Origin of the sequence: Klebsiella sp. BIGb0407, from assembly GCF_024807845.1 — a bacterium.
Taxonomy (GTDB): Bacteria; Pseudomonadota; Gammaproteobacteria; order Enterobacterales; family Enterobacteriaceae; genus JGM124.
On the sequence record NZ_JANUEQ010000018.1, the window covers coordinates 1 to 21,092 of the forward strand.

General features: G+C 48.5%; 36 protein-coding genes. 6 read left to right on the forward strand and 30 right to left on the reverse strand.

Going from position 1 to position 21,092, the window contains the following annotated elements; all coding sequences use genetic code 11:
• Window positions 1–412: 412 nt before the first annotated feature.
• Window positions 413–967, forward strand: a complete 555-nt coding sequence (locus tag M2387_RS25490) for a gamma carbonic anhydrase family protein (RefSeq protein ID WP_259053676.1) — start codon at window positions 413–415, stop codon at window positions 965–967.
• Here the strand turns inward: M2387_RS25490 and M2387_RS25495 are convergent.
• The 6 genes from M2387_RS25495 to dprA are packed head-to-tail and all read right to left on the reverse strand — an operon-like array spanning window position 943 to window position 4,732.
• A complete protein-coding gene (locus M2387_RS25495) occupies window positions 943–1,200 on the reverse strand; it encodes a DUF1488 family protein (RefSeq protein WP_259053678.1) in 258 nt (85 codons plus the stop codon). The two genes, M2387_RS25490 and M2387_RS25495, sit on opposite strands and share 25 nt — an antisense overlap.
• Window positions 1,197–2,015 carry a shikimate dehydrogenase gene (gene aroE / locus M2387_RS25500; RefSeq protein ID WP_259053680.1) on the reverse strand — a complete coding sequence of 273 codons (819 nt, stop codon included), beginning with the start codon at window positions 2,013–2,015 and terminating at the stop codon, window positions 1,197–1,199. The genes M2387_RS25495 and aroE overlap by 4 nt, the downstream gene beginning before the upstream one ends.
• Before the next feature lie 2 nt (window positions 2,016–2,017).
• Complete coding sequence (gene tsaC / locus M2387_RS25505; protein WP_259053682.1) at window positions 2,018–2,590, reverse strand: L-threonylcarbamoyladenylate synthase type 1 TsaC; 573 nt, start codon at window positions 2,588–2,590, stop codon at window positions 2,018–2,020.
• Window positions 2,583–3,137, reverse strand: coding sequence for a DNA topoisomerase family protein (locus M2387_RS25510; protein ID WP_259053684.1), 555 nt, complete (start codon window positions 3,135–3,137; stop codon window positions 2,583–2,585). Before M2387_RS25510 ends, tsaC begins: the two co-directional genes overlap by 8 nt.
• Before the next feature lie 25 nt (window positions 3,138–3,162).
• Window positions 3,163–3,636 carry a DUF494 family protein Smg gene (smg, locus tag M2387_RS25515; protein WP_259053686.1) on the reverse strand — a complete coding sequence of 158 codons (474 nt, stop codon included), beginning with the start codon at window positions 3,634–3,636 and terminating at the stop codon, window positions 3,163–3,165.
• Window positions 3,608–4,732, reverse strand: coding sequence for a DNA-protecting protein DprA (dprA, locus tag M2387_RS25520; RefSeq protein WP_259053765.1), 1,125 nt, complete (start codon window positions 4,730–4,732; stop codon window positions 3,608–3,610). The genes smg and dprA overlap by 29 nt, the downstream gene beginning before the upstream one ends.
• Before the next feature lie 129 nt (window positions 4,733–4,861).
• Here dprA and def point away from each other — a divergent pair, with 129 nt between their 5' ends.
• The 5 genes from def to mscL all read left to right on the forward strand — a co-directional run bounded on the left by def (window position 4,862) and on the right by mscL (window position 9,672).
• The gene (gene def, locus M2387_RS25525) at window positions 4,862–5,371 is read left to right on the forward strand and encodes a peptide deformylase (RefSeq protein WP_259053689.1); all 510 of its coding nucleotides are present in this window, start codon (window positions 4,862–4,864) and stop codon (window positions 5,369–5,371) included.
• Between the two features lie 14 nt (window positions 5,372–5,385).
• Complete coding sequence (gene fmt / locus M2387_RS25530; protein ID WP_259053692.1) at window positions 5,386–6,333, forward strand: methionyl-tRNA formyltransferase; 948 nt, start codon at window positions 5,386–5,388, stop codon at window positions 6,331–6,333.
• Window positions 6,334–6,406: 73 nt separating this feature from the next.
• Window positions 6,407–7,696, forward strand: a complete 1,290-nt coding sequence (rsmB, locus tag M2387_RS25535) for a 16S rRNA (cytosine(967)-C(5))-methyltransferase RsmB (protein ID WP_259053694.1) — start codon at window positions 6,407–6,409, stop codon at window positions 7,694–7,696.
• Window positions 7,697–7,744: 48 nt separating this feature from the next.
• Window positions 7,745–9,121, forward strand: coding sequence for a Trk system potassium transporter TrkA (gene trkA, locus M2387_RS25540; protein ID WP_259053696.1), 1,377 nt, complete (start codon window positions 7,745–7,747; stop codon window positions 9,119–9,121).
• 137 nt (window positions 9,122–9,258) lie between these two features.
• Window positions 9,259–9,672, forward strand: a complete 414-nt coding sequence (mscL, locus tag M2387_RS25545; RefSeq protein WP_259053697.1) for a large-conductance mechanosensitive channel protein MscL — start codon at window positions 9,259–9,261, stop codon at window positions 9,670–9,672.
• A gap of 9 nt (window positions 9,673–9,681) precedes the next feature.
• Here mscL and M2387_RS25550 read toward each other — a convergent pair whose 3' ends face one another.
• From M2387_RS25550 to rplV, 24 genes are all read right to left on the reverse strand, one after another.
• Window positions 9,682–9,897, reverse strand: a complete 216-nt coding sequence (locus M2387_RS25550) for an alternative ribosome-rescue factor A (RefSeq protein ID WP_259053699.1) — start codon at window positions 9,895–9,897, stop codon at window positions 9,682–9,684.
• A gap of 27 nt (window positions 9,898–9,924) precedes the next feature.
• Window positions 9,925–10,359 (reverse strand): Zn(2+)-responsive transcriptional regulator, encoded by a 435-nt coding sequence (zntR, locus tag M2387_RS25555; RefSeq protein ID WP_259053701.1) that lies wholly within the window; start codon window positions 10,357–10,359, stop codon window positions 9,925–9,927.
• Window positions 10,360–10,467: 108 nt separating this feature from the next.
• Window positions 10,468–10,857 carry a 50S ribosomal protein L17 gene (gene rplQ, locus M2387_RS25560; RefSeq protein WP_211993933.1) on the reverse strand — a complete coding sequence of 130 codons (390 nt, stop codon included), beginning with the start codon at window positions 10,855–10,857 and terminating at the stop codon, window positions 10,468–10,470.
• Between the two features lie 40 nt (window positions 10,858–10,897).
• Entirely contained in the window at window positions 10,898–11,887 is a 990-nt protein-coding gene (locus tag M2387_RS25565; protein WP_002919219.1) for a DNA-directed RNA polymerase subunit alpha, read from the reverse strand.
• 25 nt (window positions 11,888–11,912) lie between these two features.
• A complete protein-coding gene (gene rpsD, locus M2387_RS25570) occupies window positions 11,913–12,533 on the reverse strand; it encodes a 30S ribosomal protein S4 (RefSeq protein ID WP_259053708.1) in 621 nt (206 codons plus the stop codon).
• Between the two features lie 33 nt (window positions 12,534–12,566).
• Window positions 12,567–12,956 (reverse strand): 30S ribosomal protein S11, encoded by a 390-nt coding sequence (gene rpsK / locus M2387_RS25575; RefSeq protein ID WP_259053711.1) that lies wholly within the window; start codon window positions 12,954–12,956, stop codon window positions 12,567–12,569.
• Window positions 12,957–12,972: 16 nt separating this feature from the next.
• Window positions 12,973–13,329, reverse strand: coding sequence for a 30S ribosomal protein S13 (rpsM, locus tag M2387_RS25580; RefSeq protein ID WP_259053713.1), 357 nt, complete (start codon window positions 13,327–13,329; stop codon window positions 12,973–12,975).
• 145 nt (window positions 13,330–13,474) lie between these two features.
• On the reverse strand, window positions 13,475–13,591 hold the full coding sequence (gene rpmJ / locus M2387_RS25585; protein WP_000868187.1) for a 50S ribosomal protein L36: 117 nt from the start codon (window positions 13,589–13,591) through the stop codon (window positions 13,475–13,477).
• A 30-nt stretch (window positions 13,592–13,621) separates the two neighbouring features.
• On the reverse strand, window positions 13,622–14,953 hold the full coding sequence (gene secY, locus M2387_RS25590; RefSeq protein ID WP_259053715.1) for a preprotein translocase subunit SecY: 1,332 nt from the start codon (window positions 14,951–14,953) through the stop codon (window positions 13,622–13,624).
• A gap of 7 nt (window positions 14,954–14,960) precedes the next feature.
• The gene (rplO, locus tag M2387_RS25595) at window positions 14,961–15,395 is read right to left on the reverse strand and encodes a 50S ribosomal protein L15 (protein WP_259053716.1); all 435 of its coding nucleotides are present in this window, start codon (window positions 15,393–15,395) and stop codon (window positions 14,961–14,963) included.
• 3 nt (window positions 15,396–15,398) lie between these two features.
• The gene (gene rpmD, locus M2387_RS25600; RefSeq protein ID WP_004846568.1) at window positions 15,399–15,578 is read right to left on the reverse strand and encodes a 50S ribosomal protein L30; all 180 of its coding nucleotides are present in this window, start codon (window positions 15,576–15,578) and stop codon (window positions 15,399–15,401) included.
• 5 nt (window positions 15,579–15,583) lie between these two features.
• Window positions 15,584–16,084: a 30S ribosomal protein S5 gene (gene rpsE / locus M2387_RS25605; protein ID WP_211993949.1), complete on the reverse strand. Its 501-nt coding sequence runs from the start codon at window positions 16,082–16,084 to the stop codon at window positions 15,584–15,586.
• A gap of 14 nt (window positions 16,085–16,098) precedes the next feature.
• Window positions 16,099–16,452 (reverse strand): 50S ribosomal protein L18, encoded by a 354-nt coding sequence (gene rplR, locus M2387_RS25610; RefSeq protein WP_259053729.1) that lies wholly within the window; start codon window positions 16,450–16,452, stop codon window positions 16,099–16,101.
• A 9-nt stretch (window positions 16,453–16,461) separates the two neighbouring features.
• On the reverse strand, window positions 16,462–16,995 hold the full coding sequence (rplF, locus tag M2387_RS25615) for a 50S ribosomal protein L6 (RefSeq protein WP_259053731.1): 534 nt from the start codon (window positions 16,993–16,995) through the stop codon (window positions 16,462–16,464).
• 13 nt (window positions 16,996–17,008) lie between these two features.
• Window positions 17,009–17,401, reverse strand: a complete 393-nt coding sequence (gene rpsH, locus M2387_RS25620) for a 30S ribosomal protein S8 (protein WP_259053733.1) — start codon at window positions 17,399–17,401, stop codon at window positions 17,009–17,011.
• 33 nt (window positions 17,402–17,434) lie between these two features.
• On the reverse strand, window positions 17,435–17,740 hold the full coding sequence (gene rpsN, locus M2387_RS25625; RefSeq protein WP_259053736.1) for a 30S ribosomal protein S14: 306 nt from the start codon (window positions 17,738–17,740) through the stop codon (window positions 17,435–17,437).
• A 14-nt stretch (window positions 17,741–17,754) separates the two neighbouring features.
• Window positions 17,755–18,294: a 50S ribosomal protein L5 gene (rplE, locus tag M2387_RS25630; RefSeq protein ID WP_259053737.1), complete on the reverse strand. Its 540-nt coding sequence runs from the start codon at window positions 18,292–18,294 to the stop codon at window positions 17,755–17,757.
• A gap of 14 nt (window positions 18,295–18,308) precedes the next feature.
• Window positions 18,309–18,623 carry a 50S ribosomal protein L24 gene (rplX, locus tag M2387_RS25635; protein ID WP_259053739.1) on the reverse strand — a complete coding sequence of 105 codons (315 nt, stop codon included), beginning with the start codon at window positions 18,621–18,623 and terminating at the stop codon, window positions 18,309–18,311.
• A gap of 10 nt (window positions 18,624–18,633) precedes the next feature.
• Complete coding sequence (gene rplN / locus M2387_RS25640; protein WP_008457164.1) at window positions 18,634–19,005, reverse strand: 50S ribosomal protein L14; 372 nt, start codon at window positions 19,003–19,005, stop codon at window positions 18,634–18,636.
• A 165-nt stretch (window positions 19,006–19,170) separates the two neighbouring features.
• A complete protein-coding gene (rpsQ, locus tag M2387_RS25645) occupies window positions 19,171–19,425 on the reverse strand; it encodes a 30S ribosomal protein S17 (RefSeq protein WP_259053744.1) in 255 nt (84 codons plus the stop codon).
• On the reverse strand, window positions 19,425–19,616 hold the full coding sequence (rpmC, locus tag M2387_RS25650; protein ID WP_259053746.1) for a 50S ribosomal protein L29: 192 nt from the start codon (window positions 19,614–19,616) through the stop codon (window positions 19,425–19,427). The genes rpsQ and rpmC overlap by 1 nt, the downstream gene beginning before the upstream one ends.
• Window positions 19,616–20,026, reverse strand: a complete 411-nt coding sequence (gene rplP / locus M2387_RS25655) for a 50S ribosomal protein L16 (protein WP_259053748.1) — start codon at window positions 20,024–20,026, stop codon at window positions 19,616–19,618. Before rplP ends, rpmC begins: the two co-directional genes overlap by 1 nt.
• An 11-nt stretch (window positions 20,027–20,037) precedes the next feature.
• The gene (gene rpsC / locus M2387_RS25660) at window positions 20,038–20,736 is read right to left on the reverse strand and encodes a 30S ribosomal protein S3 (protein ID WP_006817277.1); all 699 of its coding nucleotides are present in this window, start codon (window positions 20,734–20,736) and stop codon (window positions 20,038–20,040) included.
• A gap of 17 nt (window positions 20,737–20,753) precedes the next feature.
• Entirely contained in the window at window positions 20,754–21,086 is a 333-nt protein-coding gene (gene rplV, locus M2387_RS25665) for a 50S ribosomal protein L22 (protein ID WP_259053751.1), read from the reverse strand.
• Between the last annotated feature and the right edge of the window lie 6 nt (window positions 21,087–21,092).

Here is a 21,092-nt window from a genome sequence, read left to right on the forward strand (position 1 = left end):
ACCCGAAGGTTCTGTACCCGAAGGTACTTTAGATATCAATCTTGCGAGTGCCCACACAGATTGTCTGATAAATTGTTAAAGAGCAGTGAGTTAGGTACTTTCGCTTGCTAACTCGAGGTGGCGTATATTACGCTTTCCTCTTTAAGAGTCAATCCTTTATTTCAGAATTTTTTCTCTTATCGTTTCCGGTAACTTGTGAAGTCATTCACATGTTCCCTGTCGATGGAGGCGCATTATAGGGATCCCGATTTTTAGCACAAGTACTTTTTCGATCTTTTTTTCTGAATGCCTGTTTTTCATCCTTTTCGCTGCTTAGATGTTCGATCCCGACCCTTTTCCGTACGATCCTCCCTTGCCATCATTCAAGAAAGCCGCCAAAGTCTTTCTATACAATGAACATACCGAGGTATTTATGTCCGCAGTATTACGTGCCTTCCAGAACACCTTTCCTGAAATTGGCCAGCGAGTCATGATTGATCCCAGCAGTGTCATTATTGGTGATGTTCAGCTCGCCGATGATGTTAGCGTCTGGCCGCTGGTTGCTATCCGCGGTGACGTCAACAAGATAACAATAGGAACGCGAACCAATATTCAGGATGGCAGCATGCTGCATGTCACCCATAAGTCATCCTATAAGCCGGAAGGTAACCCGCTTATTATTGGCAAGGATGTGACTATTGGTCATAAAGCTATGCTGCACGGCTGCACTATCGGCGACCGTGTTTTAGTGGGTATGGGATCGATTTTACTTGATGGCGCCATCATCGAAGATGATGTGATAATCGGTGCCGGGACGACGGTGTCACCGAATAAACACCTGAAAAGCGGGTTCCTCTATTTAGGTAACCCAGTAAGGCAAATCAGACCCTTAACTGAAAGTGAACTGGCAGGACTGACCTATTCTGCAAATAACTATGTCACCTGGAAAAATGAGTATCTGGCTCAGGATAGCCAGTACCAGCCTTGAGAGTCCTCTTCTTCATTACGAATTAATGACTCAAACTCTTCTTCCAGATCCCAGCGATGCAGCCGGAACTGTGTCAGCCACTGTTCCGGCGTATTGCCACCCAACTGGCTGGAAATCCATACCCCACTCACCGCACAGTTAACCTGAAATCCAGTTACCAGAGCAGTAAAACAGATGGCCTGCTTGCTCTCATCCCATACTTCATTGTCTGGAAACTGAATTGCCTGGTTCATGCCGTCATTTCCTGCTTCAAGGCAGCAATCACCGGAGCAATTTCCGGTAATACCCCGTGCCAGAGCAAAACAGCATGCGCGGCTTGCCCTACCAGCATACCCAGACCATCAGCATATTCAGTTACGCCGTGCTCTGCCGCCCATGCCAGGAAAGGTGTCGGCCCCTGCTGATAAAACATGTCATAGCAGCGAACAGAAGGCGAAAGCAATGAAAGGGGTAACTCAGGAATATCACCATGAATACCGCTCGAAGTCGCATTGATCAGTAAGTCAAAGTGCTCACTGTCCAATTGACTCATTTCCAGAGCTCGCACCGAACCTGTCTGGCTGAAGATCTCTCGCAGCGCCTGTGCTTTAGCAAAGGTACGGTTGGTGATAGTTATCTGCGTGTTGAGTGCAAGCAATGGCGCGATAACGCCCCGTGCAGCACCACCAGCTCCAATCAATAAAATACGGTCGCCCGGGCGGATCAGGGCTAAACGCTCAAGATCGCTGACTAAACCGACTCCATCAGTGTTATCACCCAGCAGTCTGCCATCGTCCAGCAGCTTCAGGGTATTCACCGCCCCCGCCAGTGCCGCGCGTTCGGTCAGTTCATCCGCCCGGGCAAAAGCCTGCTCTTTAAAAGGAACGGTAATATTGGCCCCACGTCCACCAGCAGCCATAAAAGCTTCAAGAGTTTCAGTAAAGGCATCCACCGGGGCCAGTACTCGTCCGTAAGGATGTTCTATCTTTAGCTGCTCAGCAAAGCGCTGGTGAATAGAGGGTGACTTACTGTGTTGAATCGGATTACCAAAAACAGCAAACGCTTCCATATTTACCCCTGACGAAACAGTTCGCCACTCAGTGCATCACGAATTTCAGATGGATTAACACGTCCACCGGTTTCACCCTCCAATACCGGAAAGTCATGTCCGAACTGCTGATAAACCTCATCAGCGGTACGGCAAGGCGGGAGTCCGGTCAGGTTGGCGCTGGTAGAAACCAGCGGTTTACCGTATGCCTGACAGAGTTCCTTCACCAAAGGATGATCCGTTACGCGAACCGCCAGAGAATGAAAACGTCCCGTCAGCCATTTTGGCGTCGTGGGCAGCGCCGGAAATACGAAGGTGACCGGGCCTGGCCAGTGTGCAAATACGGTCTGCCGCTGTTCATCGGTTAACGCACTGTCATCTATATAAGGTTTCAGCTGTTCAAAATTATCAGCAATCAGGATCAAACCTTTTTCTACCGGCCGCTGTTTTAAAGCAAGCAACCTCATCACGGCAAGTTCGCTGTCAGGTGAGCAGCCAACACCGAATACCGCTTCGGTAGGATAAGCGATAACATGCTGTTGTTTCAGAGCATCGACGATTTTTAACAACTGGTCTTCAGGAGGGGGATTATTCACAGGATGGTTCCGAAGGTATGAGCTTTCCACATTGTTTACTGGCACAAAAGCATTTTATGCCCTGCGCGGTTTTCTTTTCAATAAGCAGAGGATACTGGCAGTACGGGCAAATGCCAGCACGTGGCTGGAAATTAATGACAAACTGACACTCAGGATAACCTGAACACGACCAGAATGTTTTGCCATAGCGAGAACGGCGCTGAATCAGATGACCTGTATTACATTGCGGACAGGCAATTTCCGTTTCATCGGGTTTATCGATAACTTCAGTATGAGCGCATTCCGGATAGTTACTACAACCAATAAACATACCAAAACGCCCCTGACGGAGCACAAGCGTTGCCTTGCAATCAGGGCAGTGCTGCCCATCAAGCACTTTTACAATATGTCCATCCGCCTGATTCTTTAACGGGCGCACATAATCGCATTCAGGCCAGGCAGAACACCCCTGAAAAGGGCCGTGTTTACCAGAGCGAATGACTAAAGCTGCCCCACAAAGGGGGCAGGATGAATGTGTTGGCACCGTGAAAAGTGCAGATTTAGCCATGGTATCTCATACAAAAACGAAACAGTTAATGCAGCATACCCTCATTTGATTCGAAGAGTAATTCTTCCATCTTCTGATAAGCGTCTTCACATCCGGGAATGTTGAATAACACCATCAGTATTACCCACTTCAGGTCTTCAAGTTCAAATTCTGCGGTATCCAGCGCCAGTACGCGCTCAATTACCATTTCACGGGTTTCGAGGTTTAACACTTGGATTTGCTCAAGAAACAACAAAAATCCACGACAATCTGCGTCCAGACGCTGGCTTTCTTCAGCGGTAAAGATACGCATTGATAGTGGGTCTGACACTAACTGCATGGGTTCAGTCAGACCTTCCTGGTAATCGGCAAGCTTCTCAAGCCATACCAACGCATTATAAACGTCTTCACGTTCAAAACCGGCTTCGGTCAGATCGCGAGTGAGTTTATCCTGATCAACATGGAGATCCGCATCGTTGTCAATGTAGGTTTCAAATAAGTACATTAGTACGTCGAACATGGCATGCCCTCCTCAATCGGACATAGCCGCCTGGTACCGCTGCCACCCATCCTGCTAACTCCAGTTCGAGCAATTGGGCTACCGTCTCTGGCACAGGTTGGCCGGCACGTTCAGCGACAACATCAACAGGTGTAACCTCATCTCCTACGTTATCCAACAGTTCAGGAATTGGCAATGGACTGTCTGCTTGATTTGATGAATATATTGATACTGTCGGCAAAATACGCAACCAGCACAGCTCAGATTCCAGATAATCGAGGATATCTTCAGGGCTCCGCACCAGGGTCGCACCTTGCTGAATCAACCGGTGAGGGCCACAACTACCCGGGCTGTCCACTACTCCTGGTAGGGCAAAAACTTCACGACCTTGTTCAGCCGCATAGCGAGCGGTAACCAAAGAGCCGCTCCGCTCATGTGCTTCGACGACAAAGGTGGCTCGACTCAGACCGCTAATGATTCTATTTCTCCATGGGAAATGACAAGGTAAAGGAGGGCTGGTAAGAGGATATTCCGAAATAACAGCCCCGTCTTGCTCGATAATTTGTGCCGCAAGCTGGCTATGACGCCGTGGATAAATGCTGCTCAGACCATTGCCTAATACGGCGACTGTTTGGCCCTGAACATGCAAAGCAGCACGGTGTGCCACGCCATCAATACCCAAGGCCAGTCCGCTGGTAATCGTCAGCCCGGCTTTTGCCAGAGGCTCACAAAACTGGCGGCAACTACGTTCTCCATAATCAGAAAGGTTACGGCTACCGACAACAGCCAGTTGGTTCTGGTTAAGCACTGCAGGATTTCCGGTAACAAACAGCGCAGCAGGGAAATGCGTGATGGCACGTAATGGTTCCGGGTAATCAGGGCTATCGGCAGAGATAAGATGGTGACAGGGATGCTCAAGCCAGTTCAGACTCAGTTCCAGCTGCCGTGGAGTCAAACTGTTAAAAAGGTTACGGCTTTTTTCATTCAAGCCGCTGGCAATAAGACTTTCATCATTGATTATCGGGCAGGTTTTCAAAAAATGAAAAACTTTCAGGCACTTCTCTCCATTTAAGCCAGCAATAAGCATCAAACGTAACCAAATCTCCGTCAGTGACATCATTTTCTCCCTATCAGAGATGATGAAAGCAATCCTTGCCATTAGTCACTGATGCTGTCAATCAGCCAGGGAAATGTCTAGAATAGAAGGTATCTACCTTTTAACTCCTGAACATAGCTCTGGATATTTATGGCAGTTTTGCAAGTGTTACATATTCCTGACGAGCGTCTTCGTAAAGTCGCTGCGCCAGTTAAAGAAGTGAATGCAGATATTCAACGTATCGTCGATGATATGTTTGAAACCATGTACGCGGAAGAAGGTATTGGCCTCGCAGCAACACAGGTCAACATCCACCAGCGTATTATCGTGATTGACGTTTCTGAGGATCGCGAAGAACAGTTAGTCCTCATCAATCCTGTACTACTAGAGAAAAGTGGCGAAACAGGAATTGAAGAAGGCTGTCTGTCTATCCCTGAACAGCGCGCTCTGGTCCCCCGAGCCGAAAAAGTAAAAATTCAGGCGCTGGATCGCAACGGCCAGTCTTATGAACTGGAAGCTGATGGTTTATTAGCCATATGTATTCAGCATGAGATGGACCACCTGGTGGGTAAACTGTTTATTGATTATCTTTCGCCGTTAAAACAACAACGTATTCGCCAGAAAGTTGAAAAACTTGATCGCCTGAAAGCGAAAGATTAAGGACTAAACCTAACGTGTCAGATTCACTGCGCATTATTTTCGCCGGAACCCCGGACTTTGCAGCGCGTCACCTTGACGCTCTGCTCTCTTCCGAACACCAGATTGTCGGTGTTTTCACACAGCCGGATCGCCCAGCCGGGCGCGGTAAGAAGTTAATGCCCAGTCCGGTCAAAATCCTGGCTGAAAACCACAACATTCCGGTATTTCAACCAGCAAGCTTGCGTCAGGCTGAAAATCAACAGCTGGTTGCCGACCTGAATGCTGATGTTATGGTGGTCGTGGCTTATGGTTTGATCCTGCCAAAAGCAGTGCTCGATATGCCTCGTCTCGGCTGCATCAATGTCCATGGTTCTTTGTTACCACGCTGGCGTGGAGCCGCACCCATCCAGCGTTCGCTGTGGGCCGGTGATGACGAAACTGGCGTTACTATTATGCAGATGGATGTCGGTCTTGATACTGGCGCTATGCTGTATAAGCTCGCCTGTGCGATTAAAGCGGAAGATACCAGCGCAAGCCTGTATGACAAACTGGCAGGACTGGGGCCTCAGGGACTACTGGAAACCTTACAGCAACTTGCCAGCGGAAGCACCCAGCCTGAAATTCAGGATGACTCACTCGCTACCTATGCTGAAAAACTCAGTAAAGAAGAAGCGCGTATCGACTGGTCACTTTCTGCTGAGCAACTGGAACGTTGTATCCGGGCTTTTAATCCGTGGCCAATGAGCTGGTTTGAAATTGATAGTCAGCCATTAAAAATTTGGTCTGCCTCAGTTATCGCAACAGCGACTGATGCACAACCTGGCACCATTTTATCCGTCAGTAAACAGGGTATTCAGGTTGCCACGGGTGAAGGTATTTTGAACCTGGAATCACTCCAGCCTGCGGGCAAGAAAGCGATGACAGCTCAGGATCTGTTAAATTCTCGCCGGGAATGGTTCGAACCCGGAACCGTTCTCGCCTGAAAATACCCTTCTTATACGCCCGGGTTTATCCCGGGCATTTTTGTTTGTTGCGCTGGAACACCAGAGCTGAGTTATGAAAAAAAACGTGAATATCCGCAGCCTTGCTGCCCAAACAATTGAACAGGTTGTCGAACAAGGACAATCATTAAGCCAGGTATTGCCCGCAGTACAGGTGAAGGTGCCAGAAAAAGACCGTGCGCTGTTACAAGCATTATGCTTCGGCGTATTGCGTACGCTGCCACAACTGGAATGGTTTATTCAGCAGTTGATGTCACGTCCAATGACCGGCAAACAACGAACCGTGCATTACTTAATTCTGGTCGGTTTATATCAGCTACTCCATACCCGTATCCCGGCTCACGCCGCGCTGGCTGAAACTGTTGAAGGCGCCGTAGCGATTAAACGTCCCGCCTTTAAAGGTTTAATCAACGGCGTGCTGCGCCAGTTCCAGCGTCAGCAGGAAACGCTGCAAGCGGGTGCTGCTAAAGATGAAAGTCGTTACCTTCATCCCCAGTGGTTGTTACAACGCCTGAGAAAAGCTTATCCAAATCAATGGCAGGCGATTGTTGATGCCAATAATCAGCAGCCGCCAATGTGGCTACGCGTTAACAGCCAGCATCATACTCGTGAAGAGTGGTTAAAATTACTGGAAGAAACTGGCCTGACCGGCAGCGCCCATCCTCAATATCCAGATGCTGTATTGCTCGATACGCCTGTTCCAGTACAGATCTTGCCTGGTTTTGATAAAGGCTGGGTAACGGTGCAGGATGCTTCAGCCCAAGGGTGCGTGGATCTCCTGTCCCCACAAAATGGCGAGTTTATTCTCGACCTGTGTGCAGCACCTGGCGGAAAGACTACGCATATTCTTGAACGTGCTCCGACAGCTAAAGTGATGGCCGTTGATGTCGATGCTCAGCGAATCAAGCGTGTTCATGAAAATCTCGAGCGTCTGGGTATGCAGGCTGATGTCAAACAAGGTGACGGGCGTTTTCCACAGCAGTGGTGTGACGGAGCTAAATTTGACAGAATTCTGCTGGATGCACCTTGCTCTGCTACCGGAGTGATTCGTCGCCATCCGGATATTAAATGGCTGCGCCGTGACAGAGATATCACTGAATTAGCCTCATTGCAGAAAGAGATAATCGAAGCTGTCTGGCCTTATCTGAAATCTGGCGGCACGCTGCTTTATGCCACCTGCTCAGTGTTACCCGAAGAGAATAAAGATCAGGTCAGTCTGTTTCTGAGCCAGCATCCCGATGCGACTTTGGTCGAGACGGGTGATATAAAAAATCCTGGTCTCCAGAATCTACCGACTATCACGGGTGGCGATGGTTTCTTCTACGCTAAGCTAATAAAGCGCTGATTTATACCAAAGTCTGTCACAGGTTACTCACTCATTAAGTGATGCATAATGAAAATAATCATTTTAGGTGCAGGACAAGTCGGCGGTACGCTGGCAGAGAATTTAGTGGGTGAGAACAATGATATCACTGTTGTTGATACCAATCAGGATCGTTTGCGCAGCTTACAGGACAAATTTGATTTACGGGTGGTACTGGGGCACGGCTCCCATCCCCGGACATTGAATGAAGCCGGAGCTGCCGATGCAGACATGCTGGTCGCTGTTACCAGCTCTGATGAAACTAATATGATAGCCTGCCAGGTAGCTTACTCCCTGTTCAATACCCCTAATCGTATTGCTCGTATCCGGGCACCCAGCTATATCCGTGACGCAGAGAAATTATTCAGCGCTGATGCGATTCCTATCGACCACCTGATTGCTCCGGAACAACTGGTTATCGATAATATCTATCGCCTGATTGAATATCCTGGGGCACTCCAGGTGGTTAACTTTGCCGAGGGAGCGGTCAGTCTGGCGGTGGTCAAAGCCTATTATGGTGGCCCACTGGTTGGTAATGCCTTATCAGCTATGCGCGAGCATATGCCGCATATTGAAACCCGCGTTACTGCTATCTTTCGTCACGACAGGCCTATTCGCCCGCAGGGTTCGACCATCATTGAAGCCGGGGATGAGATTTTCTTTATTGCCGCTTCACAACATATTCGTGCCGTGATGAGCGAATTACAGCGCCTGGAAAAACCCTATAAACGGATCATGCTGGTCGGTGGCGGTAATATTGGTGCCGGTCTGGCACAAAAATTAGAGAAGGATCATAGCGTGAAGCTGATTGAACGTAATCAGCAACGGGCGACTGAATTAGCCGAAAAGCTACAAAACACCATTGTCTTTTACGGAGATGCTTCTGACCAGGAGCTGCTCGATGAAGAACATATTGATCAGGTAGACTTATTTATTGCCGTCACCAATGACGATGAAGCAAATATCATGTCTGCGATGCTCGCCAAACGCATGGGGGCAAAGAAGGTGATGGTGCTGATTCAGCGTAAAGCCTATGTCGACTTAGTTCAGGGCAGTGTGATCGATATTGCTATATCTCCTCAGCAAGCGACTATTTCTGCATTGCTCGGGCATGTGCGTAAAGCTGATATCGTCAGCGTATCGTCCCTGCGACGTGGTGTTGCTGAAGCCATCGAGGCGGTAGCACATGGGGATGAGAGCACATCAAAGGTAGTTGGTCGAGTTATCGATGAGATTAAGCTGCCACCTGGCACTATTATTGGTGCAGTAGTACGAGGTCAGGATGTCATGATTGCCAATGATAACTTACGTATTGAGCAAGGTGACCACGTAATCATGTTCCTGACAGATAAGAAGTTTGTCAGCGACGTCGAACGTCTGTTCCAGCCAAGCCCTTTCTTCTTATAAATAGCATCAGGTTGTTTGAATTGTTAAAAATTTATCAAGCAACCTCGCTATTTTTCTAATAAGCTCAATAATTACCAGATAACCTAAATAATCTGTTATTAGAATGGTACGCGTTCGTAGACCTGAGGAGAGTCAAAATGAGTATGTTAAAAGAGTTCCGTGATTTTGCGATGCGCGGCAACGTAGTTGATTTAGCTGTCGGTGTCATTATTGGTACAGCATTTGGTAAGATTGTTTCATCACTGGTCGCGGATATTATTATGCCTCCGTTAGGTTTACTGATCGGCGGGATCGATTTTAAACAGTTCACCGTGACCTTGCGTGATGCCAGTGGAGATGTGCCAGCAGTAGTGATGCATTATGGATCGTTCGTACAGAGTGTCTTCGATTTTGTGATCGTTGCTTTTGCCATCTTCATGGCGATCAAACTGATCAATAAGCTGCATCAGAAGAAAGCAGAGCCTGCGCCTGCACCTGCCGGTCCATCAAAAGAAGAAGTACTGCTGAGTGAGATCCGCGATCTGTTAAAACAACAGAACGATCGTCACTAACAGCTTGAGTCATTGAATAGCCGGGAGGCCAGTGGTAAAGAAGTAATTTACTTGTTTACCACTGGCCTCCCAGTTTTTGCCTTTGCCGAATTTTTCCTGCCGCTGATAGCTTCCCTTTCCTTTCTTATTCTTCTCAACACGAACTTTAAATAACGGGTCGTGGAGTAGAGCCTGAAGAGCATTGTCGTTGATCTGCCCTTTCTGATGGCGATAACTGTTTTTCATGTCACTTCCTTAGTAAACAAAGATAGATTAATTACTCTGTAGTTGCTCATTATGACGACTCGCACCCTGTTCCAGGGCTTCCAGAATCGAACAATAGGTACTGCTGTGACTGGTACCACAGCAGGCATCATTAAGATGCTGAAGAGATTGCCGCATATGCTGTAATTCATTTATACGCAATTCTACTTCCCGAAGTCTGTTTTGCACAATGCTTTTAGATTCCTGGCAGGTATGCTGTTCAGGTTCGATACGAATAGAAAGTAGTTCACGAATCGCATTCAGTGTAAAACCGAGCTGTTTAGCATAGCGAATGAATTTAAGACGCTGCAAATCATTGTCGCTATATAACCGGAATCCACCTTCGGTACGCTCTTTATGATCCATCATATTTTGCTTTTCATAATAGCGAATAGTATCAGGTGTGACTTCTGCCAGTTTTGCTAATTCTCCGATACGATACATGGTTTTTCCCCGTTCAAAGCATACGCCTTGGTAACCTTAAACTAAATCACCGGATTTTGGATATAAAAAAACCGGGCAAGCCCGGTTTTTTTATTTCACTTCTGCAAATTACTCTGCAGCAGCTTCTTCTGTTTTAGACTCGGCGCGATCAACTAGCTCGATGTAAGCCATCGGAGCATTGTCACCAGCACGGAAGCCACACTTCAGAATACGAGTGTAACCACCGGTGCGGCTTGAAAAACGCGGACCCAGTTCATTAAACAGTTTTGCCACGATCTCGTTATCACGAGTACGGGCGAATGCCAGACGACGATTAGCTACGCTGTCAGTCTTGGCAAGAGTAATCAGCGGCTCAACTACGCGACGCAGCTCTTTCGCTTTAGGCAGAGTCGTCTTGATTATCTCATGACGAACCAGTGAACCTGCCATATTGCGGAACATAGCCTGGCGATGGCTGCTGTTGCGGTTCAGTTGACGACCACTCTTACGATGGCGCATGACCTTATCCTTCTCAGTAAAACCTTAACCTGCGATCTGGTTACTCGTCAGCGATACTTGCCGGAGGCCAATTCTCGAGACGCATGCCCAGAGAAAGTCCACGGGAAGCGAGCACATCTTTAATCTCAGTAAGAGATTTTTTACCAAGGTTAGGCGTTTTAAGTAGCTCAACCTCAGTACGCTGTACCAGATCACCGATATAGTGGATAGCTTCTGCTTTCAAGCAGTTAGCAGAGCGGACAGTCAATTCCAGATCGTCAACAGGGCGCAACAAGATAGGATCGAATTCTGGTTTCTCTTCTTTAACTTCCGGCTGACGTACATCACGTAAGTCAACGAAAGCTTCCAGTTGTTCAGCCAGAATGGTTGCCGCACGACGAATCGCCTCTTCAGGATCGATAGTGCCGTTGGTTTCCATTTCAATAACTAACTTGTCCAGGTCGGTACGCTGTTCAACACGAGCTGCTTCAACATTGTAGGCAATACGCTCTACAGGGCTGTAGCAAGCATCGACTAGCAGACGGCCGATCGGGCGCTCATCTTCTTCCGAATGAATTCGGGCAGATGCCGGCACATAACCACGACCACGTTGAACTTTGATACGCATGCTAATAGCAGCGTTTTCATCGGTCAAATGGCAGATCACATGCTGTGGCTTGACGATTTCGACATCACCATCATGGGTGATATCGGCTGCAGTCACAGGGCCAATGCCAGATTTATTCAGAGTAAGAATAACTTCATCTTTACCTTGAACTCTTACCGCCAGCCCTTTCAGGTTGAGCAGGATTTCCAGGATATCTTCCTGAACGCCTTCTTTGGTGCTGTACTCATGTAGTACACCATCAATCTCAACCTCTGTCACCGCGCAACCCGGCATCGATGAGAGCAGAATACGGCGCAGTGCATTACCAAGAGTATGACCAAAGCCACGCTCTAAAGGCTCAAGGGTCACCTTGGCGTGCGTCGAACTCACTTGCTCGATATCTACCAGGCGTGGTTTTAGAAACTCTGTCACAGAACCCTGCATTGTGTCCTCTCTTTGGTACTAAGCTTTATTTGGAGTAAAGCTCAACGATCAGGTGTTCGTTAATGTCTGCGGACAGATCCGTACGCTCAGGCTCACGCTTGAACACACCTTCCATCTTAGTAGCATCAACTTCCAGCCAGGTTGGCTTTTCACGCTGCTCAGCCAGCTCCATAGCAGCCTTAACGCGAGACTGCTTTTTAGCTTTCTCACGAATGCTTACTACATCATTCGGAGTTACCTGATAAGAAGCGATGTTAACAACGCGACCATTTACCATAACGGCTTTATGGCTTACCAGCTGACGTGCTTCTGCACGAGTGGCGCCAAAGCCCATACGATAAACAACGTTATCTAAACGACCTTCCAGCAAAGCCAACAGGTTTTCACCGGTGTTGCCTTTCAGACGAGCCGCTTCTTTATAATAGTTACGGAACTGACGCTCCAGAACACCGTAGATACGGCGAACTTTTTGCTTTTCACGCAACTGCACACCATAGTCAGACAGACGCGGTTTACGCGCACCGTGCTGGCCAGGAGCTTGTTCAATCTTACACTTGGTATCTATCGCACGGACGCCAGACTTAAGGAATAAGTCTGTACCCTCGCGACGGCTAAGCTTGAGCTTAGGACCCAAATATCTTGCCATTTTCTTTCTCCAACAATCCTGGAAACGAGAGCGTTATACGCGACGTTTCTTCGGTGGACGACAACCGTTGTGAGGGATCGGAGTCACATCAGTAATATTAGTGATGCGGAAACCAGCAGCGTTCAGAGCACGAATAGTTGATTCGCGACCTGGACCTGGACCCTTAACCATAACTTCGAGGTTCTTGATACCGTAGTCTTTAACAGCTTCTGCGCAACGCTCTGCTGCAACCTGGGCTGCAAACGGAGTGGATTTACGAGAACCACGGAAACCGGAACCACCGGCAGTTGCCCAACCCAACGCATTACCCTGACGATCGGTAATAGTAACGATGGTGTTGTTGAAAGACGCATGGACGTGAGCCACACCGTCAGAGACTGTTTTTCTTACACGCTTACGTGCACGAACTGGTGCCTTTGCCATTATTCAATCACCCCGATTATTTCTTGATCGGTTTGCGCGGACCCTTACGGGTACGTGCGTTGGTCTTCGTACGCTGACCGCGCACTGGCAGACCACGACGATGACGCAAACCGCGATAGCAACCAAGGTCCATTAGACGCTTGATGCTCATACTCACTTCACGGCGCAGATCACCTTCAACGACAAATTTGGCAACTTCGTCACGCAGCGTGTCGATTTGTTCTTCAGACAGCTCTCTGATCTTAACATCTTCAGCGATTCCCGCCGCGGCACAAATGGCCTTGGAACGGGTCTTGCCGATGCCGTAAATCGACGTTAACGCGATTACAGCATGTTTCTGATCAGGAATGTTAATGCCTGCTATACGGGCCACTATGCACTCCTACATTTAGATTATGCGTTCCATACCGAAAAGCCCGTTTTCAGGATACTCAAATGGAAACGCATAGACATACAAAAGATTGGCTGGCTAATCTAGCCAGCTCAACCCAACTTTGCAAGAAAAATATGCGAGATAATCAGCCTTGACGCTGTTTATGCTTCGGCTCGGCACTGCAAATGACGCGAATAACACCGTCACGCTTAACAATTTTGCAGTTACGACATAATTTCTTGACGGAAGCACGAACTTTCATTTTTACTCTCCGTAACTTCACAAGCGACGATTAACGGCCGTAGCCTTTCAGGTTCGCTTTCTTCAATGCAGACTCATACTGACTCGACATCATCAGAGTTTGCACTTGAGCCATAAAGTCCATTATAACGACAACAACGATAAGCAGCGAGGTTCCACCGAAATAGAACGGTACTTTCATTGCATCGCGCATGAACTCCGGGATTAGGCAGATAAAGGTAATATACATCGCACCAATCAATGTCAGGCGTGTCATTACTTTATCAATATACTTCGCCGTTTGTTCTCCCGGACGAATTCCTGGTACAAATGCACCGGACTTCTTCAGGTTATCTGCTGTTTCACGTGGGTTAAACACCAACGCTGTATAGAAGAAACAGAAGAAGATGATTGCAGACGCATAGAGTAACACATAAAGCGGTTGTCCAGGCTGCAAATACAGCGAAATTGTTGTCAGCCAGCTCCAACCGGTACCATCCCCAAACCATGATGCAATAGTCGCCGGGAATAGAATAATACTGGAGGCGAAAATAGCTGGAATAACACCGGCCATATTCACTTTCAGCGGTAAATGTGTGCTCTGCGCAGCATAGACACGACGTCCCTGTTGACGTTTAGCGTAGTTGACCACAATGCGGCGCTGGCCACGCTCAACAAAAACAACGAAGAAGGTCACTGCAAATACTAATACTGCAACCAACAGCAACAGGAGGAAGTGCAGGTCACCTTGCCTTGCTTGCTCGATGGTATGGCCAATAGCCGGCGGGAGACCCGCAACGATACCAGCAAAGATTATGATTGAGATACCGTTACCGATACCACGCTCAGTAATCTGTTCACCCAGCCACATAAGGAACATCGTTCCCGTAACCAGACTCACAACAGCAGTGAAGTAGAATGCAAAGCCAGGATTAATCACCAGGCCTTGCATACCAGGCATATTCGGTAAACCGGTAGCAATACCGATCGACTGAAATATTGCCAGCACCAGAGTACCGTAACGGGTGTACTGGCTTATCTTACGACGGCCAGCCTCCCCTTCTTTCTTCAGCTCTGCTAACGCGGGATGAACCACGGTAAGCAGCTGTATGATAATCGATGCCGAGATATACGGCATGATACCCAGTGCGAAGATAGAAGCACGGCTGAGAGCACCACCAGAGAACATGTTAAACATTTCAATGATGGTGCCTCGCTGTTGCTCAAGCAGTTTGGCAAGTACAGTGGCATCAATACCAGGGATTGGAATAAAAGAGCCAATTCGGAAAACGATCAGCGCGCCGATAACAAACAGCAGTCTGCGTTTCAGCTCACCAAGGCCACCTTTAGCACTTTGAAAATCTGATCCCGGTTGTTTCGCCATCTGCTACTTATTCCTCGATTTTACCGCCAGCAGCTTCGATAGCAGCACGAGCGCCTTTAGTGACACGCAGGCCGCTAATAGTTACCGGACGAGTTACCTCACCAGACAGGATCACTTTCGCGAACTCGATCTGGATACCGATAATGTTAGCTGCTTTCAACGTGTTCAGGTCAACTACGTCGCCTTCAACTTTCGCCAGGTCAGACAGACGAATCTCTGCGGTGACCATTGCTTTGCGAGAGGTGAAACCAAACTTCGGCAGACGACGGTATAACGGCATCTGACCACCTTCGAACCCACGACGTACGCCACCGCCAGAACGAGAGTTCTGACCTTTGTGACCACGACCGCCGGTTTTACCGAGGCCAGAACCGATACCACGACCCAGACGCTTGGAAGCGTGCTTAGACCCTTCGGCCGGAGACAGAGTATTTAAACGCATCTCTTACTCCTCAACTTTAACCATGTAGGAAACCGCGTTGACCATACCACGTACAGCAGGAGTATCCTCGCGCTCTACGGTGTGACCAATACGACGCAGACCCAGGCCAAGCAGCGTTGCCTTGTGTTTTGGCAAACGGCCGATCGCACTGCGGGTTTGAGTAATTTTAATAGTCTTAGCCATGGTCATTACCCCCGAATTTCTTCAACGGATTTACCACGCTTGGCAGCGACCATTTCTGGTGACTTCATATTCGCCAGGCCATCGATAGTTGCACGAACCACGTTAATCGGGTTAGTAGAACCATACGCTTTAGCCAGAACGTTATGAACACCAGCTACTTCCAGAACGGCGCGCATTGCACCACCGGCGATGATACCGGTACCTTCGGAAGCAGGCTGCATGAATACGCGAGAACCCGTATGCACGCCTTTAACAGGGTGCTGCAGGGTGCCGCTATTCAGCGCGACATTAATCATATTGCGACGAGCTTTTTCCATCGCTTTCTGGATCGCTGCTGGAACTTCACGCGCTTTCCCGTAACCAAAACCGATACGACCGTTACCATCACCTACCACTGTCAGAGCAGTGAAGGAGAAAATACGACCGCCTTTAACGGTTTTAGATACGCGATTTACCGCGATCAGCTTTTCCTGCAGTTCGCCAGCTTGTTTTTCGATGTGAGACATCTTACACCTCTACCTTAGAACTGAAGGCCAGCGCCACGGGCAGCATCTGCCAGAGCTTGGACACGACCATGATATTGGAAACCAGCACGGTCAAAAGCAACAACAGTGATGCCTTTTTCCAGTGCGCGCTCAGCAACAGCTTTACCTACAGCTGCAGCAGCGTCTTTGTTTCCTGTATACTTCAGTAGCTCAGCGATAGCTTTCTCTGCAGTAGATGCAGCTACCAGTACTTCAGAACCGTTTGGTGCGATGACCTGTGCGTAAATATGACGCGGGGTACGATGTACCACCAGACGAGTCGCACCCAGTTCTTTGAGCTTGCGACGTGCGCGGGTCGCACGACGGATACGAGCAGATTTCTTATCCATAGTGTTACCTTACTTCTTCTTAGCCTCTTTGGTACGCACGACTTCGTCGGCGTAACGAACACCTTTGCCTTTATAAGGCTCAGGGCGACGGTAGGCGCGCAGATCTGCTGCTACCTGACCGATAGACTGTTTGTCAGCGCCTTTCAGCACGATTTCAGTCTGAGTCGGACATTCGGCAGTAATCCCCGCTGGCAGCTTATGCTCGACAGGATGAGAGAAGCCCAGGGCCAAACTCACAACGTCGCCTTTAACTGCTGCACGATAACCTACACCAACCAGCTGTAACTTCTTAGAGAAGCCTTCGGTAACACCGATAACCATTCCGTTCAACAGTGCACGAGTAGTACCCGCTTGGGCCCACGCGTTTGCAAAGCCTTCGCGTGGAGCGAAAGTCAGAGCATTTTCAGCATGTTTAACTTCAACAGCATCGTTGATAGTACGAGTCAGCTCGCCGTTTTTACCTTTGATCGAAATAACCTGACCGTCGAGTTTTACCTCTACGCCTGCAGGAACAACGACCGGTGCTTTAGCAACACGAGACATTTAATTCCTCCAATTAAGCTACGTAGCAGATAATTTCGCCACCAAGACCAGCTTGGCGCGCTGCACGATCAGTCATAACACCTTTAGAGGTAGAAATAACAGCAATACCTAAACCAGCCATAACTTTTGGCAGCTCATCTTTTTTCTTATAGATGCGCAGACCTGGACGGCTGACTCTTTGAATGCTTTCTACCACTGACTTGCCCTGGAAATACTTAAGAGTCAGTTCCAGTTCAGGCTTGGTGTCGCCTTCAATCTTAAAATCTTCAATATAGCCTTCTTCCTTAAGCACGTTGGCAATTGCCAATTTCAGCTTGGAGGAGGGCATGGTGACCGCAACTTTGTTCGCGGCCTGACCGTTACGGATACGGGTCAGCATATCCGCGATCGGATCTTGCATGCTCATCTGTGTCTACTCCCGTGATTCAATTGGTGACAATTACCAGCTAGCCTTTTTCAAGCCAGGTACTTCACCGCGCATAGCGGCTTCACGTAGCTTGATACGGCTCAACCCGAACTTGCCCACATAACCATGTGGACGACCAGTCTGGCGGCAGCGGTTACGCTGACGGGACGGGCTGGAATCACGCGGCAGAGTCTGCAACTTGAGAACAGCATTCCAACGATCTTCGTCGGTCGCGTTCACATCAGATATGATAGCTTTTAATTCAGCGCGTTTAGCGAAGAATTTATCAGCCAAAGCAGCGCGCTTTACTTCGCGTGCTTTCATTGATTGCTTAGCCATGAAGTAACCCTACCTTACTTGCGGAACGGGAAGTTAAAGGCAGCCAGCAGAGCACGGCCTTCATCATCAGATTTCGCAGTAGTGGTAATGGTAATATCCAAACCACGAACGCGATCGACTTTATCATAGTCGATTTCTGGGAAGATGATCTGCTCACGGACACCCATGCTGTAGTTACCACGACCGTCGAAAGATTTCGCAGGCAAGCCACGGAAATCGCGGATACGCGGTACAGCAATAGTGATCAGTCGCTCAAAGAACTCCCACATGCGCTCGCCACGCAGAGTCACTTTACAGCCGATCGGATAGCCCTGACGGATTTTGAAGCCTGCAACTGATTTGCGGGCTTTGGTGATCAACGGTTTTTGACCGGAGATTGCTGCTAAGTCAGCTGCTGCATTATCCAGCAGTTTCTTATCAGCGATCGCTTCACCAACACCCATGTTCAGGGTGATCTTCTCGACCCGAGGGACTTGCATGACAGAATTGTAGTTAAACTCACTCATGAGTTTTTTAACTACTTCGTCTTTGTAGTAATCATGCAGTTTCGCCATCGTACTACTCCAAATTACTTGATAGTTTCGCTATTAGATTTGAAGAAACGAACTTTTTTGCCGTCTTCGAATCTAAAGCCTACACGGTCAGCCTTGCCGGTTGCCGAGTTGAAAAGTGCAACGTTAGAAACCTGAATAGCAGCTTCTTTTTCAACGATGCCGCCTGGTTGGTTCAGAGCCGGTTGAGGCTTCTGATGTTTCTTAACCAGGTTGATACCTTCAACAATGACCTTGCCGGAAGACAGGACATTCTTAACTTTACCGCGCTTACCTTTATCTTTACCGGTTAACACGATAACTTCGTCATCACGACGGATTTTAGCTGCCATGATTCGCTCCTTAGAGTACTTCTGGTGCCAGAGAGATAATTTTCATGAACTTCTCATTACGTAGTTCACGAGTTACCGGCCCAAAAATACGCGTGCCGATTGGCTGCTCGCTGTTATTGTTTAAAATAACGCATGCATTACCATCGAAGCGAATGACAGAACCGTCCGGGCGACGAACACCCTTCTTGGTGCGCACAACTACCGCTTTCAGAACATCGCCTTTCTTCACCTTACCACGTGGAATTGCTTCCTTGATGGTAATCTTGATGATGTCGCCGACGCCTGCGTAGCGACGGTGCGAGCCACCCAGAACCTTGATACACATTACGCGACGCGCGCCGGAGTTGTCGGCCACGGTCAGCATAGTCTGTTCTTGGATCATTTCAGTGCTCCGCTAATGTCATCTACTACTTCGGGACCTGAGATCAGGTCGTTAAAAAGCCCCAATAAACGAGGGCGCGGCATTATAACACCGGTTCCTGTAAATGGGTAGAAAAAATAAACGGCTCAGTTTTGAGCCGCTTATTTGGTTAGAAAAGACAGTCTATTACAGAACTGCTTTTTCTACAACGCGAACCAGCGTCCAAGACTTAGTCTTAGACAGTGGACGGCATTCGTGGATTTCCACCACGTCGCCGATACCACATACGTTGGCTTCGTCATGTACGTGCAGTTTGGTCGTACGCTTGATGAACTTACCGTAAATCGGATGTTTCACAATACGTTCGATGGCAACAACAATGGATTTCTCCATTTTATTGCTGACAACACGACCTTGCAGAGTACGGATTTTATCGGTCATTACGCACCCGCCTTCTGAGTCAGTAAAGTCTTAACACGTGCAACATTACGACGCACTTGCTTTAACACGTGAGTCTGTTGCAGCTGGCCGCTTGCAGATTGCATGCGCAGATTAAACTGTTCACGCAGCAAGTTCAGCAGCTCGGTGTTCAGCTCTTCAACACTCTTTTCACGCAGCTCTTTTGCTTTCATTACATCACCGTCTTAGTTACAAAGGTGGTTTTGATAGGCAGTTTCGCTGCTGCCAGCTTGAATGCTTCACGGGCCAGCTCTTCAGGTACGCCATCCATTTCATAAAGGACTTTGCCTGGTTGAACCAGAGCAACCCAATACTCGACGTTACCTTTACCTTTACCCATACGCACTTCAAGTGGCTTTTCGGTAATTGGTTTATCCGGGAATACACGGATCCAGATTTTACCTTGACGCTTAACTGCACGGGTCATAGCACGACGTGCTGCTTCGATCTGACGAGCAGTCAGACGACCACGGCCAACAGCTTTCAGACCGAAAGTGCCGAAGCTAACATCCGTACCCTGCGCTAAACCACGGTTGCGGCCTTTGTGCACTTTACGGAATTTTGTACGCTTTGGTTGTAACACAGCGACTCTCCTTACTTACGGCCTTTACGCTGCTGCTTTTTAGGTTGAGCAGCCGGTTCCGGTTGTTCAACAGCAGCCATGCCACCCAGGATCTCACCTTTGAAGATCCACACTTTAACGCCGATTACACCATAAGTGGTGTGGGCTTCAGATGTATTATAGTCGATGTCTGCACGCAGAGTGTGCAATGGCACGCGACCTTCACGGTACCATTCGGTACGTGCGATCTCTGCCCCGCCCAGACGGCCGCTAACTTCAACTTTAATACCTTTAGCGCCAAGACGCATTGCGTTCTGTACAGCACGCTTCATAGCACGACGGAACATAACACGACGTTCCAGCTGTGAAGTGATGCTATCAGCAACCAATTTAGCGTCCAGTTCAGGTTTCCGAACTTCAGCGATATTGATCTGTGCAGGAACGCCAGCGATATCCGCTACGACCTTGCGCAGTTTTTCTACGTCTTCACCTTTCTTACCGATAACGATACCAGGGCGAGCAGTGTGAATAGTCACACGGATGCTCTTAGCTGGACGCTCGATAACGATACGAGATACAGACGCTTTAGCCAGTTCCTTAGTCAGGTACTGACGTACTTTAAAATCGCTGTCCAGGTTGTCAGCGAATTCTTTGGTATTCGCAAACCATGTAGAGTTCCATGGTTTTACAATTCCCAGGCGAATACCATTAGGATGTACTTTCTGACCCATTGCTAGTCTCCAGAGTCTCAGCGATCGGACACAACCACAGAAATGTGGCTGGTGCGCTTCAGGATGCGATCTGCACGACCTTTTGCACGCGGCATAATGCGCTTCATGCTTGGGCCTTCGTCGACGAAAATTTTCGCCACTTTCAGATCGTCGATGTCAGCGCCATCGTTGTGTTCAGCGTTAGCAATGGCAGATTCCAGGACCTTCTTAACCAGTACAGCCGCTTTCTTGTTGGTGTAGGTCAAAATGTCCAGAGCCTGCGACACTTTCTTACCGCGGATCAGGTCAGCCACCAGGCGAACCTTCTGAGCAGAAGAACGAGCGTGGCGATGTTGTGCTAAAGTTTCCATCTCTTC

Coding starts and splice junctions, on each gene's coding strand:
- M2387_RS25490 (WP_259053676.1), top strand. CDS start 413: ATGTCCGCAGTATTACGTGCCTTCCAGAACACCTTTCCTGAAATTGGC.
- rpsD (WP_259053708.1), bottom strand. CDS start 12,533: ATGGCAAGATATTTGGGTCCTAAGCTCAAGCTTAGCCGTCGCGAGGGT.
- rplX (WP_259053739.1), bottom strand. CDS start 18,623: ATGGCAGCTAAAATCCGTCGTGATGACGAAGTTATCGTGTTAACCGGT.
- zntR (WP_259053701.1), bottom strand. CDS start 10,359: ATGTATCGTATCGGAGAATTAGCAAAACTGGCAGAAGTCACACCTGAT.
- rpsQ (WP_259053744.1), bottom strand. CDS start 19,425: ATGACCGATAAAATCCGTACTCTGCAAGGTCGTGTTGTCAGCAATAAA.
- rplN (WP_008457164.1), bottom strand. CDS start 19,005: ATGATCCAAGAACAGACTATGCTGACCGTGGCCGACAACTCCGGCGCG.
- secY (WP_259053715.1), bottom strand. CDS start 14,953: ATGGCGAAACAACCGGGATCAGATTTTCAAAGTGCTAAAGGTGGCCTT.
- dprA (WP_259053765.1), bottom strand. CDS start 4,732: ATGTCACTGACGGAGATTTGGTTACGTTTGATGCTTATTGCTGGCTTA.
- M2387_RS25565 (WP_002919219.1), bottom strand. CDS start 11,887: ATGCAGGGTTCTGTGACAGAGTTTCTAAAACCACGCCTGGTAGATATC.
- rplV (WP_259053751.1), bottom strand. CDS start 21,086: ATGGAAACTTTAGCACAACATCGCCACGCTCGTTCTTCTGCTCAGAAG.
- mscL (WP_259053697.1), top strand. CDS start 9,259: ATGAGTATGTTAAAAGAGTTCCGTGATTTTGCGATGCGCGGCAACGTA.
- rpsK (WP_259053711.1), bottom strand. CDS start 12,956: ATGGCAAAGGCACCAGTTCGTGCACGTAAGCGTGTAAGAAAAACAGTC.
- M2387_RS25550 (WP_259053699.1), bottom strand. CDS start 9,897: ATGAAAAACAGTTATCGCCATCAGAAAGGGCAGATCAACGACAATGCT.
- rsmB (WP_259053694.1), top strand. CDS start 6,407: ATGAAAAAAAACGTGAATATCCGCAGCCTTGCTGCCCAAACAATTGAA.
- rplQ (WP_211993933.1), bottom strand. CDS start 10,857: ATGCGCCATCGTAAGAGTGGTCGTCAACTGAACCGCAACAGCAGCCAT.
- rplE (WP_259053737.1), bottom strand. CDS start 18,294: ATGGCGAAACTGCATGATTACTACAAAGACGAAGTAGTTAAAAAACTC.
- rplF (WP_259053731.1), bottom strand. CDS start 16,995: ATGTCTCGTGTTGCTAAAGCACCGGTCGTTGTTCCTGCAGGCGTAGAG.
- rpmJ (WP_000868187.1), bottom strand. CDS start 13,591: ATGAAAGTTCGTGCTTCCGTCAAGAAATTATGTCGTAACTGCAAAATT.
- rpsN (WP_259053736.1), bottom strand. CDS start 17,740: ATGGCTAAGCAATCAATGAAAGCACGCGAAGTAAAGCGCGCTGCTTTG.
- rpmD (WP_004846568.1), bottom strand. CDS start 15,578: ATGGCTAAGACTATTAAAATTACTCAAACCCGCAGTGCGATCGGCCGT.
- rpsH (WP_259053733.1), bottom strand. CDS start 17,401: ATGAGCATGCAAGATCCGATCGCGGATATGCTGACCCGTATCCGTAAC.
- rplO (WP_259053716.1), bottom strand. CDS start 15,395: ATGCGTTTAAATACTCTGTCTCCGGCCGAAGGGTCTAAGCACGCTTCC.
- M2387_RS25495 (WP_259053678.1), bottom strand. CDS start 1,200: ATGAACCAGGCAATTCAGTTTCCAGACAATGAAGTATGGGATGAGAGC.
- smg (WP_259053686.1), bottom strand. CDS start 3,636: ATGTTCGACGTACTAATGTACTTATTTGAAACCTACATTGACAACGAT.
- rpsE (WP_211993949.1), bottom strand. CDS start 16,084: ATGTCTCACATCGAAAAACAAGCTGGCGAACTGCAGGAAAAGCTGATC.
- rpmC (WP_259053746.1), bottom strand. CDS start 19,616: ATGAAAGCAAAAGAGCTGCGTGAAAAGAGTGTTGAAGAGCTGAACACC.
- aroE (WP_259053680.1), bottom strand. CDS start 2,015: ATGGAAGCGTTTGCTGTTTTTGGTAATCCGATTCAACACAGTAAGTCA.
- rplR (WP_259053729.1), bottom strand. CDS start 16,452: ATGGATAAGAAATCTGCTCGTATCCGTCGTGCGACCCGCGCACGTCGC.
- rpsC (WP_006817277.1), bottom strand. CDS start 20,736: ATGGGTCAGAAAGTACATCCTAATGGTATTCGCCTGGGAATTGTAAAA.
- M2387_RS25510 (WP_259053684.1), bottom strand. CDS start 3,137: ATGGCTAAATCTGCACTTTTCACGGTGCCAACACATTCATCCTGCCCC.
- def (WP_259053689.1), top strand. CDS start 4,862: ATGGCAGTTTTGCAAGTGTTACATATTCCTGACGAGCGTCTTCGTAAA.
- trkA (WP_259053696.1), top strand. CDS start 7,745: ATGAAAATAATCATTTTAGGTGCAGGACAAGTCGGCGGTACGCTGGCA.